The organism is Exiguobacterium sp. SH1S1 (genome assembly GCF_004337245.1).
Lineage (GTDB): Bacteria > Bacillota > Bacilli > Exiguobacteriales > Exiguobacteriaceae > Exiguobacterium > Exiguobacterium aurantiacum_A.
On sequence record NZ_SJUZ01000009.1, the window covers coordinates 35,734 to 48,456 of the forward strand.

Below are 12,723 nucleotides of genomic sequence, written 5' to 3' on the forward strand. Positions count from 1 at the left end.
TTACAAGAGTGTTGCGCTTATTTAGAATTGCAATTGTCCTTTAACAACCGAATATAATTTACGCTGAAATAGACTTCCGGTTGTATTAGAATACGTCATTTCAAAAAAATCGAATTTTTCCACTTGAAGCTCTTTACATTTTTTCACTACAATTTCAATAATTTTAGAGCGGTGTTCCTGCGATGTTTTCATTCCAAAAATAATCGCTTCAAGACTTTCAAATTTGTATTCCAACACTCTGTCTTCAGCATTATCAAAACTACTTAATGAACTTTTTATAATTATTCGATATTCTTTTTCATGAGCCCAAGAGGGTAACTTTTTAAGAAAGCCAGCTTCATATTCGCTCCAATACGCAGACCTCCATTCATCTTTGTTTGCAAATAACTGCTTGCCACATATACTTAATTCACCGTTTTCATTTGTATACCATTGTTCCTTTAATTGTCCAAGTGATAACGTGCCTAGATTTTTAAAAAAGTCCAAGTCTCCAAAATCAGAAGAATAATCAATTGATTTTAAATCATGATTCACATAATTATAAACCTTTCCAGTGTTCGAACTAACTCCAATTGGGGTTTTCAACGTTAAATAGGGCTCTGATTCATTATCCACTCTAAATTTCAAGCAAACTCCAGTATGATTATCACCGTAAGTTCCCCATATAGAAGAGTCCGTACAATTATCCATGAAACATGCTACATATGCTTTCGGATAAGTTAATTCTACAATAGAGTCCAGATACATCTGAGTGAACTCAATAAGAATGCTTTGAAGTTTGGGCGACTCTCTATACATATGCTGTAATATGCTTTCTTGACTTTTCATTATACCGTGTAAAGTTTCAATCGATTTTTTTAAGGTCACATACGATTCTTCAGTAACTTTATGACTTTCCCAATTTTTTTTTAAGTCGAATACCATTCGATTCTCATTATTAACTCTATCTGAAATCAATCCTTCTTCTATGTCTATTTCAAGTATAGAATTAATAGCGACATGTGAAAGTATTTTTAGATGTATATACATCTCTTCAATATAAATTCTATTAGGATTTTTTATTATAAAATCTAAATACGATTGAACGAATTCATTATTGAAAAACTGATTATTGATTTTCTTGATACGTCCTCTGTAAATTTCAGTTGGGAGAGTAGCTTCACTTTTGAATATTGGAATATCACCTTTTTTAATCTTACTCTCGTCAGGGGACAACCTTGCAAAAAAAATAACGTGTTCCATACATAAAAGATAATGCTTGAAAAAATTCTCCCACACAATTCGATCTCCCTGCCAGAAATACCGACGCATACCTTCCATTGGATCATTTAACTCTGCAAGGTCTGCAAAATAAATTTGTTGATTTTCAAGTTCTTCATATTTACCTATTAAATTTTCAACCCTTCGAAATCTATACATATTAACCCTCTTCTCAAATGCCGATTCTTTATGCGAAAACTTACTAAACAAACTGCACATTTCAATTTCTCGACAGGAAACATAAATAAATATTCCACGATGACTTGAAGTTTAAAGTCCGTCGTCGTTAATACTTTTAAAGTAAAGTCTCGATGAAACTAAATTTAGTCCTTTATTTGTGAAGTTTAATAGACATGGCCACTCTTATCAAAAAATTAATGAATTACACTAATTTCAATACATATATTAAACGTGAATGTCCAGTTAATCGAGTTTAGCATCTACGTTTATCGAGCCCATAGACATTCAGAAAATATTCGACTGTATATCTAATTTCATCTTCGCTTTCGGTGTAAGGGATTTCAATCAGTGGAATTCCTGAATTCCAACACTGTCCTTTTTTGATGCGGTCCCTCTCGACTCTACTCCTATGCCCTTCGATTCCCCCGAAAAAACTGTTCCTTATTTTCTTATAGTGTTGAATTCCATGGAACTCGATTGCAAACATCGGGAGATTGTTATCTACCACCAAAAAATCTAACCTACGTTCACCCTCGTATCCTAAGTTTTTCATTGAAACTTCTTTTACAAATTCTACGTTATTCAAAGAGAGCAGTTCAGTAATGTATTTGCTTCCTTTAGATTCTCTAGTCAAGATTTTGCATTTCGGACACTTCTTTCCTTCCATTATTGCTGAAGGGGTCTGCAAGAACTCGTTCCCTTGTTTGCAGAGATGTAGTGCTTTTGTCTTTTTAGATTTATATGGCCCCCTTAACAGAACATCCGGTCTATTTTCTTGTATATAGGTTATATATTTCTTCTCGTTATGCCCGAGTTCTTCTCCGAGTTTTTTTCTGAATGGCTCTGTTCCCCATAAATATTCATAACCTTTATCTGATTCTTGAAAGATATACGCTCTTAGTAGATTATTTTTTTCCTGTTCTTTAACTTTTAATACATAATCACGGTATTTTTCAAATGAATTTATAGAATAAGATTTTTTATATAGAGATAGACACAGCCAAAGTTATCTTTGACGAGCATGACAATCCCTCCCCTAAATTTCATCTAAAACCCTCCTAGATTCTCAATATCAACAATATTTTTGAACACATCTTTATTAATAAAATAACTTATAATATGTTCATATATTATCAAATTTTTACCGATAAAATAATTTATACTCTATAATCAGAGTGAAATAGTCTAATGTATGTCTATTTTTACAAAATATTTAAAAAGGAGTGTGTGCATTGGCAAGGCTCGAATTTGATAAAAATAGGTTGACTGCAATACTACAGAGGTCCATCGATAAAACCCTGGAAGAAATCGATTCCAGGAACGTGTTCGCGAGGACTTTGACACACAAAAAGATTACTGGCATTGCGGGGGACGTTGTTGAGCAGTCTTTGTTGGGGAGCCCCGCCAATTCTAGTCGCAAGCCAGATCTCATTGTAGATGGGGTTGATGTCGAGTTGAAGACCACGGGAATCAGAAAACCTAAACGAAGCAAATTAGTTATGTATGAGGCCAAAGAACCACTCACTATAACTGCGGTCAGCCCAGATGCTTTGATTCATGAAGAGTTCTTCACATCTCATTTCTGGAAAAAAGTAAACAACCTATTGATGGTCTACTATGAGTATTTATCAGATGTAACGGTCCCAGCAGCCGAATATAGGTCGTTCCCGATAAAAGGATACGATTTTCACCGTTTCTCGATGGAAGAGATAGAGACGTTAAAGAACGACTGGGAAATCATTCGTGACTATGTACGCGACCTTCATCAAAAATACGATAATCCGAAGGAACACTATCATACGCTCTCCTCAGCACTACGTAACCGGCTGATGTTTCTAGATACATCCCCAAAGTATCCGAACCCTCCTCGTTTTCGAATAAAGCGTGCGGTCGTATCCAACATGGTAAACAAGAGGCTAGGGAAGGAATATGATTCTATCGAGAAAAAAGTCACCGCCATCGACCAATTTAAAGAAGAATTACAACGCCTTTCCAATCTCTATGCCGGTATGAAAGTTAATGACTTGATGACAACGTTTGGCATCAACTCTTCTCCTGGAGTACAAGGGACCCTTTCAAAATCCATGACTGAAAAGATAATTATTCACATGTTCGAGGCGGACAGTTCTCGATTGAACGACATAGATCTTTTCTCAAAGTTGAACATTACCGCCAAATCGGTCACATTGACAGAATCGAGATTGAACACAGAGGACACCAAACTGTTCCCTGTCGATCTTCAGCAAATCGTGACAGAAGAAAGATTCGAGGAATCTGACTTCTTCTCCCGATTAAATGAGATACAATTTCTTTTTGCGATTTTCAAGATTCCTGCAAGAGGGTCAAATCGATTGGACAGCACGTTCGTGGGTTTCAAACTGCAAAGTCTTTCGAGTTCAGTTTTTGACAGTGAGCTTCAAAGGACTTGGATGGATGTCCGTTCCCTCATGATAGAAAATCGATTAGAAGTGAAGGAAATGTATAAAAAAGATGGTCAGTTGAAACTCTCACCTAAGACCAGGGTCCCCCAAACGGAGACCAATCTTCCGAAATCAAAAGACTATCTGTTCTTCTTAAGAGGGACAGGGTCGGACGCCACCAAAAAAACTTTATCTATAAACGGATTAGAGTTATATAGACAAGACCTTTGGATTAGAGGGAAAGACCTGTCAAGATTGCTCAACAATGATAAGGCTCTGTGATGTCTGTCTACCGACAGAATCAACTTGATTGTCTTCTTATTTATCGATATAAATTCCTTCATCATCTCTTATCCTCACATTTGCTCTCGGTTATCTCACTTTTATCTATAATCGATTGTAAGGTGTAATCCATTTTTTCTTCTCACATAATTTACTTATAAAAATTCTCGAGGTGTCAGGATGGACCAAGAAAGATTAATTATGGACGTAAGTATCACTGAATATGAGGTGAACAAAAGTTTTACTTTCGCTGAAGAACTACATGACAAGAAGGCCGCAAGCAATAAACAGTTTGGAAGACCAGATATCTTAAGGAGAAGAAATGACTATATCGCTGACCACGTGATTGGAAAAGTTGTGGAGTTTGGCTTCAGACGTTTTTTAGAAGAAAACTTCAATATTAGCTTCTCCGTCGATTTGACGGTTTGGGACGACCCACATGTGCACGACAACGGACACGATATGGCTGTGGTGAACATAGACGGGAAAGAGAGACCTTTCCGACTCAAGACAGACATCAAAGGCAGCAGGAGCTCTTCGAAATGGTTACTAGTCGAAAAACAAAAGATGACTGATTTTGATACGAAGATATACGTGATTGGAATCCTCTCAAACATGCCTGATGGGAAAGACTTCGAAAATGACCCATATAAATTTAGAGGGCATGACTGGAGGGTCAGCATACTGGGGTATGCATTGAACAGAGACCTGGTTGATCCCGAAACGAGGAAAGGTTGGATAGAATATAAGGCCGGCGAACGTCTATATAACCCCCAGCTAATCAAAAATCTTCGAGGTAAGAACAACAATGTGATTTCTAATCATCGATCGTTTCAGGGGAATCTGACCAGACTGATAAACGATGCGCCTGGAGGTTCACACAAACATATTGGACCGAAGCTGGACTGCGCTGTCAATTACGGGTTACCCATAGAATGGTTGAGGAACACCCCAGAAGATTGGACAAAATTTGCTAAGATTGTCCATGAACACTCTTCGAGTTAGATGACTTACTCATCGATGAAATTTACACATTTGAAAACAATTGAAGGGATTTCATAAAAGTCGACGAGGCTGAGAAATAACTCAGTAGTTTTATAAGAAAGAGGCCACCTGGCGCGACTCAGGGAAAAGGTCGACTCGATCGAAGAGAAAAACGGTTCGACGACCGACGTCAAGGAACGGCAAAGACTGCGCGCGAAATGAAGGGAACCCCGTCGCCTCGACAAACAGGCCTTCGACTTCGTTGCCTGGAAACCGAAACAGCTACTCGAAGACCGACAGGGACGGATTCGTCCGCGAGTCCTGCATGTATCTTAGCGAGGGCTGCGGCGGGTGTCCGTTCCACGACCTGTGCACAAAGGCAGGGGAAGGGAACCACCGCCAGGTCGGCGTGAACTTGGCCTGGGAAGAACAAAAGCATATGACGAGAACGTTGCTTTTACAAGAGGGGTCCGGCCACCGAAATCGGTGACCGGACCCCTCTTTTTGATTGAAATACTATAGAACTGGCTAGTTATGTCCCAGTCTCGTTCTATGAACAATTATAGCTCGAATCTAATGTTATTCTTTTTATGATTTTTCTTTAAGAGAAGTATCCCAATTTAGGATCAATCAATAACAATCGGTCCAATAGTAGGTTACCAAGCTCACAAGAGGTTTCTGGCAAGTAGCAACAGTTGTGACATGCCGCACCGTTCAACTGATTTATACCTTGGCCCGAACCCTTCCCGATTTCTGTACAGACCGGGTCTGAGCTGCACCAACTCGCCTTCTCAATGGCTTTTTCGATGATGGGGAAGAAGTGGTCCTCCCTTCCCATCCGTACCAATCCACCGAAGGTGCCGTCCGCGTCCCCGGATGACGTATAGATAAGCACGCCTACATGCTCGTCAGAAACGTAAAGCCTTTCGCGTATAGAGGATGCATTGTACCCACATGTCAGGGCGAGTTCATCTATGACAAGATGTGACAGCGTGTGCAGCAATACTTTTCGTGGAAGCAGGGATTCAGGATCGATTCTTGATTTTTGTCTTCTTAATCTAGATTTGAATTTCTCAAAATATCTTTTTACTTCGGGGTCTTTTTCCCATGCTTTAATCTTTTGCAAGGGGAGAGTGAAAAAGATTCCTTCCCCATATACTTCATGAGCGGGCAACCAGTCATTTTGGGGGGCATCCGGTTCGTTGAACAGCAGTTTTTTTCCCTCCAACAAATTCTCTTGAGTCATCGCCTCTGTTCCGGTCGTCAGGCGATTGAACCCCGTGAGGACGATAGTTTCCTTGAGCTTCGTCACACGATTGATTAGATTGAATTTTCCCGAGAACCTATGATGATTCTGAGAATCGGCATGGTTCCATTCTTTTCGTATTTTTAAATGCTTACTATCCATTTCCTTTAACAACTTATCGTACTCTGCCTGCTTCAACCGCTCATTCGCATCGTCTGACTGCCCCTCGTGTCTGCTCGAATCGATGCTTGGACCATTCTCAATATAAGCGATAGCTAGCTCCCACATATCTCTATCGATGTCTTTGATATGTATTGGTGCCCCTATCATCGCATAGTGCAATTTATCTTCTGGAGTCGAATATCCTGACAGATGCGTCGCAGTCACATGTTTTTTAGTCAGAAAATCTATGATTTCTTCTGCTTCTTTGGTTTTTCCTGGCAGATATATCGCACTGATTGTGTTGGGATAGTATACATTGAGCGAGTTTTTCAAGACGGCCACTGGAGACTGTGTACAACCGCCGACATTCTGATCTGACCCGAACCACGGTTTGAATCCCGGACAGATGTATATTTCATCCCCGCCTTGATTCATTTTCTTGCTCAGTTCACTGACTGGCTCCTCACCCTCCCAAATGACGCCTTTGCGAGTCGTGATTCCTCTCAATGATCGATTCTTGCCACAAGAACACCTTACCTCTAAAGAGTCTAGTGTCGCGCCGGGAGTGCTGATTAATCTAAGCATTCCCTCACACTTGGTATGTTCGTCTCTATGCGCCCATTCACGCCAAGGAAAATCAGAGATATGACCATGACTACAGACCATGACAAATGGGACCTGATTCATGTTGACTTCCTTTTCACATCCCCTACAATAATAACGGTTCGTCCGTTCCGACAAACCCTTCTTGTGCATGGTTCTGCAATTCGGGCAATAATGCCACTGAGGAAAACGCAAGAGCGGAATGAAAATGTCAGTGTTTTCTTGCTTCATCGCTGAAGAGACATTTTTCATCTTATAACCCGCCCTGTAGTCTGGGGGTGCCAATAATCTTTGTACCTTCAATAAGGTCTTTAATCTCGGTTCTTGAAGCTCATATTGGTTGATATCGATTCGATTCCCTTGATCATTGATATACCATTTATCAAGAGCACCGACCATCGCAGTCTCACCTTCCGGGCTGATGACCAAAGAGCCGGGTCCGAATGTCGTCACCAACTGTCCTCTTCTTAATGGTAGGTCTTTCATTTTAAAAACTCCCATCCATCTACATCTTCATCATCCGAAGGTAGTTTGTTATAGAGCGAGGTGATCATCCCTCTACATTCGGAATCCACGTTCCGTAACGAGTTGATCATAGGGACAGATTCGCTCTCAATCGTACGAGAAACGACCATCCCTGCCCGATACATGTATGCGGTATCATCGCCCTTTACTTCCCAGGTCGAGAAAGGGGTAACTAATAACTCTCTCATAATTCTATTTAATTTTTCTTTCAATACAGGCACCTGTTCAGGGTCGACCATCTCAGCTCTTTCGATAATTCGTCGCAAAAAAGTTTGGATATTGCCCCGATGCTTCTTAATACTCTCCGAAGAAGGAGCTTTCCCTAAATCTCTGCTTAACGCTTGTCTCAAATAACCTACCATCACGGCCGTCAATCCCTTTTCTAGGCTTGCGTCTGAAAAGGGTGTCACACTCGTAGGTTCGACCTGTGAATACAGTTTCTCATGGTACTCTCTGAAATGCTCGAAGTGGGATTTATCTCGCGATTTGGTATTCGAGTACAGTGTGAAGATGAGACCTGGCCTCTCCCACCATTTACGTCCGACCCGACCACTCACTTGAATATATTGTGCAGTCATTTTGGGTTGTCCGACGATGGCCATGACAGATAGCCTATCGATATCCACCCCCACCTCGATGATATTAGAGGCCAGGCACATATCAATGGTCTGTTTCGTCTCCCTTTTCCTACCGGTCGTTTTGACAGGCTCTTTATAACTTGTTTTGAGGTCATCAATAGCCTTTGAGATTTCGTGACTCTGTTTCCTCGACGTCAGCTCCAGTACATTGTTTAAATATCTCAACGACCCTTTCTTGCCTTTCCGTTTGGACATGGCATTCGAATACTGAGATATGTCCATCTGTGTCAAGGTCAGCCCCCCTCCGAGCTCCCTCAGCGTGTTATAGAAAGCCAGGAGCGTCCAATATGGGTCTCTTTCTAGAGGGTCAATGTCTGTTGCACTCTGAATAATGGATGAGAACGCCATGACCTGCGACATCATGATTCGTACAGTGGTCGTGTATACGCCGACATATTTCCGTCCTGGCATCGGTTTCCCGACGGCATCCAGCGCAGGATTGGCGAAGAAAGAATCTTCACTCTCCAGTCCGGGACTAGGGAAAAGCCTTGCGACAGGCCTTCCGAAGAGTGCTTTCGTCTGTTCTTCATATTGTTTGATTGTCGCGGTGGCAGCGATGATTTTGGGCTTTACTACTCGTCCGTCTATATATTTAAGGCAAAGCTCTTCTATCAATACTTCGAATAACCCTGTCAATGTGCCCAAGGGTCCTGAAATAAGGTGTAGCTCATCTTGTACAATCAGGGAGGGTGGGCTATAAATCCGTTCCCCGTTCCCATCCAATCCGAACAGTGACCTTGCTTCAGGCTCCCAGACCAATTGAACAAATTTATCCACGGTTCCTATCAAAAATGTTGGACGTTTTTTATAGATGGTCTCATCGACGATATAGATGGGGAGACTCTCAGAAAATTCACAGTTCCTGTCCGGACAATACAATATCAAACTCTTTTCTTCGTTCTTGAAGCCTTGGTATTGAGGATTGCCTTTAGTCATCTTGTCATTGTAGTATCCCATCTTGGCTCCGCACCAAGGGCAATTGTTCACGATGAATTGATTGTCTTTCTTGTTGTTCCCCTGAAGTTTATTCAATTGCTTAATTGCATATTTGTTTCTATTAGGCGTGGTCGCTGACCCTACCCAAATACCTATCGAAAAAGGAATCTTACCCAAATCTTTCTCATGTCGTCTTCTGATGTATTCCAATGCACACATGAGCCTGGATGACCTTTGGAACTGGTCTGCCGTCAACAGACGTAAGGTATATCGCATGATGACGTCCACTCCAGCGTCATCAGGATTCTTAAGTCTTCTATATATCATCTGGAAAGCGGCCACTCCCAGATAGGCTTCTGTTTTCCCTCCACCTGTTGGGAACCAGATGAGATCGACTATATTTCTCGTCTCGCCGGTCTCGTTTACGAACGAATCGAGAGACATGAGAATGAACGCGATTTGAAAAGCTCTCCAAGAGTTCTCACTCTCAGCGAGTCTTTGTAGACTGTTTTTCTCTACATCGATTTCCTCATCAAATACCAGGGAACCCTTGTCGATCACACCATCTCGTTTTTCTTTGCCGTTTCTCTGTTGTAACAAGATTGCGAGGTTCGCCAATTGAAACGCTTTAAGCGCCTGTGGTTCTTCTAGGATATCTAGTCCTTTCAGCATCCGGTCGTGACTTTCAGTACACAGCTTGAGATGTTTTTTTGCTACAGGTTTCAAATGGGCGGGTATCAGGTCTAGCTCTCTTTCTTTGGATATAATCCAATTCTGATATCCTTTGATTAGCGATTCTAACATTTTTTTAGGGTTCCTGTTTGCTGTGATTCCAGCCAGGTCCGCCATCAGTATCTTCAACTCAACCATTCTTCCATCGACCATGATTTGTATATCTGGTGTCATGCTCATCGCTTGGTACTCTGGTAAGAATGTCGTTTTCAAAGAAGCGACATTCTCGACATTTTGGTCCCAATGAACCGAACACCCATGTCCAAAAGCATAGTTCCCATTCTTCCTGTACAGTAACTCCATCGATAATTCTTCAGTCTCAAGCTCGCTGTCGGGATTTTTTTTTGATGTCAGGTCATATCTGCTCGGATAAGTTGAGAATCCCCGACCTTCCTTCACACGGACCTCCATCATCGCCTGGAACAATATCAGTTGTTCCTTCCTATGATACGTCTCGTTCGATTCACTTTGCTCGATTGCTTTTTCGGACCGATTGGTCAAACTGATCGTGGTGATGTATTTTTCACCGACGTCCCTTATGACGATTTGGATTTGCATTTTGAAACGGTTGACCTCTTGCGACGTGGCATCATACATGCGAACATCGCGTATCAAGGTACCTTGCTTCAGAGCCGTTGCAATATCAACATCTTCCCCCCCTCGAAGTGAAGATCGTAGCCACAACGTGCTGTTTTTGTCCTTATCCCCCACTCTGATGTTTTGAGGATCGTACGTCCCTCCGGTGACATTTACATGGATGGTCTCGACGTCCTTATCCAAACAAAAAGTGATTCCCATAGAGGAGGGCATGTAATCGTTCTTCTGAGGAAGCAATTCCATGTCGCCCTCTTCCTCGGTAATGGATTCCTCGTCATCTGCATGAAAAGATACATCATCTTCTTTACTAGTGGTGGTATCTTCGTCTTTTTCTTTGTCTAAAAGTAACGTTTCTAGTGATTCCATTTCATTTTCAGAGATTCCTAGCGGAAACAACAATCCGCTTACATAACGTTGTGTCGGGGTTTGAAATTGTAGGATTTCCTCTTTGAGACTTCCCTTTTTCCAAAATAATGGAGCGTCCATCTTTGTGACGGTCGCGTTCCCGATTGGATTGAACTCATGCCAATGCTCCATTACCGTCGAGGGCCCAATCATTTCTTCTCTTACACCGTCTATAATGGATTCTCTATTCTTCAGTGATTGTTCAAGTTGAATTCCCATGGTATCCCCCTTATTCTTATATAAGCTTATACAGTTTCATGAGCTGGCTTGCTGTCACTTCTCTGACTTCATTATCGATGTATATGACCTTTTCTATGTTAAAGGTGACATCGGTGAACTCTTCAGACTCGAAGGTGTGGAACCCTCTCTCTTTCACAATCTCTATCATCTCAGGTGAGATAGCGTCCATGATGCTCTTAGCAATCAATCTGCCAGCCTTTTGGTGTGCGCTTCGGATTTCCTTCGTCGCAATCAGAGTCTCCTCTATTTCTGCTTCACCATATTTCAAGGCTGACAACAGTTCCTTGATGGCCCTTGGTGCAATGGTCTCTTCTTTAATCCATGTTTTTAATATGATCGGATTGGCGTAAGCGATTGAGTGTTTTGTCCGTAACAAGTAAGAAAACCGATCCAACCCATATTTTTTTATTGACTCTACGAGTCGCTCTTTCCATTTAAGTTGCAAGTCCCTGAACTCATCTCTGCTGTCTTTTAGGAAGAATTCATCTGCAACCTCACCTATCAGTTTGCTCTCACTCTTGTTTCGAACGATGATGTAAGAGCCTTCATCTATGCTTTCTACCTCGGTGTCGTTCACTTCCCCTTCAGATGTCAGTGTTTTCATCTTCACACCCCTTGGAATGAAGATGAAGCGGTTGTTTTCAAGATATACCACCATTGCTTCAACCAATTCCGAATCCTCATCCCGACTCTCTCTTTGAGCCTTCATCAGAAAGCGCTCTAGCAGTTCTGAAGGTTCCATAGAGGGTGGCATCAATAATCCTTTCTTGTTCATTGAAGGCTGTTCAATCTCAACATCTTCGTACACCGTACTAATCGAACGATCCTTCCCAAACCTGTTGAGGGTTTCGCGTCTCACAAACGAATTGTCATAAAAGTCATAGGTGATGAAAGTAACCGATTCCGATTTGAACGTATTTGTCGCATACATACCACAATGATTTGGACTTCCTATGTAAATGACTTTGTCGTAGCCTTCGGTGTCAACCCTGAAGCCGTTCTCAGTAAAGAAACTAACTGATGTTGTGAGTCTTAAATGACTGGTCACTTTGTATCTTTCTTCTTCAATCAACGATTTCTTGGTGACGACGGCCACCCTCATATCTCTCATCTCGAATCTAAGATCATTGATTGAATCTATAACCCTTTCGGTGAGTGGATTCCCTTCTGTCTCCAAGACACTTTTCAAACTATTGCCGACCTTTCTCAAATGGGCATCAAATAGAGAGGGATAAGACTTATAGGCCTGGGACAGAGATGAACGCAATTCGTCCTTATCTTCACTCTTCAAGATTTCATTGTAATCCAAAAGCCCGGTCGTGATTTTGTATAAGATTTTTCGGAAGAGAAACACCAAATCCGTTACATCTTCATAACCTTGATAGTTGGCAACCACTTCGGATTTAAGTTCTCTCATACTCGCCGAAAATCGTGTGACCGTATCCGAAGAAACTTCCTCCACCTTTATACTGATGTCTGTTTTCCTGTACAGCTTGTTAACTTCAGAAATCAT

Annotated in this window: 7 protein-coding genes; 2 read left to right on the plus strand and 5 right to left on the minus strand. The window is 41.5% G+C overall.

Features of this window, described 5'->3' with window-relative positions; genetic code table 11:
- Positions 1-21: 21 nt before the first annotated feature.
- Together EVJ23_RS13350 and EVJ23_RS13355 are read right to left on the minus strand one after the other, a co-directional pair.
- A complete protein-coding gene (locus EVJ23_RS13350; RefSeq protein WP_161567040.1) occupies positions 22-1,419 on the minus strand; it encodes a DUF2971 domain-containing protein in 1,398 nt (465 codons plus the stop codon).
- A gap of 274 nt (positions 1,420-1,693) precedes the next feature.
- Complete coding sequence (locus EVJ23_RS13355; protein WP_131466471.1) at positions 1,694-2,107, minus strand: DUF2726 domain-containing protein; 414 nt, start codon at positions 2,105-2,107, stop codon at positions 1,694-1,696.
- Positions 2,108-2,672: 565 nt separating this feature from the next.
- Between EVJ23_RS13355 and EVJ23_RS13360 the strand changes: the two genes are divergently transcribed.
- Both EVJ23_RS13360 and EVJ23_RS13365 read left to right on the plus strand, forming a co-directional pair.
- Positions 2,673-4,142 carry a MutH/Sau3AI family endonuclease gene (locus tag EVJ23_RS13360; protein ID WP_161567039.1) on the plus strand — a complete coding sequence of 490 codons (1,470 nt, stop codon included), beginning with the start codon at positions 2,673-2,675 and terminating at the stop codon, positions 4,140-4,142.
- Between the two features lie 180 nt (positions 4,143-4,322).
- Positions 4,323-5,147, plus strand: coding sequence for a hypothetical protein (locus tag EVJ23_RS13365; protein ID WP_131466475.1), 825 nt, complete (start codon positions 4,323-4,325; stop codon positions 5,145-5,147).
- Between the two features lie 580 nt (positions 5,148-5,727).
- On the opposite strand, the gene drmB is transcribed toward EVJ23_RS13365, so the two are convergent.
- The 3 genes from drmB to EVJ23_RS13380 are packed head-to-tail and all read right to left on the minus strand — an operon-like array spanning position 5,728 to position 12,723.
- Entirely contained in the window at positions 5,728-7,638 is a 1,911-nt protein-coding gene (gene drmB / locus EVJ23_RS13370) for a DrmB family protein (RefSeq protein ID WP_370252606.1), read from the minus strand.
- Complete coding sequence (locus tag EVJ23_RS13375; RefSeq protein WP_131466480.1) at positions 7,620-11,189, minus strand: helicase-related protein; 3,570 nt, start codon at positions 11,187-11,189, stop codon at positions 7,620-7,622. Before EVJ23_RS13375 ends, drmB begins: the two co-directional genes overlap by 19 nt.
- A 16-nt stretch (positions 11,190-11,205) precedes the next feature.
- A complete protein-coding gene (locus tag EVJ23_RS13380; protein ID WP_131466482.1) occupies positions 11,206-12,723 on the minus strand; it encodes a DrmE family protein in 1,518 nt (505 codons plus the stop codon).

Coding starts and splice junctions, on each gene's coding strand:
- EVJ23_RS13350 (WP_161567040.1), bottom strand. CDS start 1,419: ATGTATAGATTTCGAAGGGTTGAAAATTTAATAGGTAAATATGAAGAA.
- EVJ23_RS13380 (WP_131466482.1), bottom strand. CDS start 12,723: ATGATTTCTGAAGTTAACAAGCTGTACAGGAAAACAGACATCAGTATA.
- drmB (WP_370252606.1), bottom strand. CDS start 7,638: ATGGGAGTTTTTAAAATGAAAGACCTACCATTAAGAAGAGGACAGTTG.
- EVJ23_RS13365 (WP_131466475.1), top strand. CDS start 4,323: ATGGACCAAGAAAGATTAATTATGGACGTAAGTATCACTGAATATGAG.
- EVJ23_RS13375 (WP_131466480.1), bottom strand. CDS start 11,189: ATGGGAATTCAACTTGAACAATCACTGAAGAATAGAGAATCCATTATA.
- EVJ23_RS13355 (WP_131466471.1), bottom strand. CDS start 2,107: ATGGAAGGAAAGAAGTGTCCGAAATGCAAAATCTTGACTAGAGAATCT.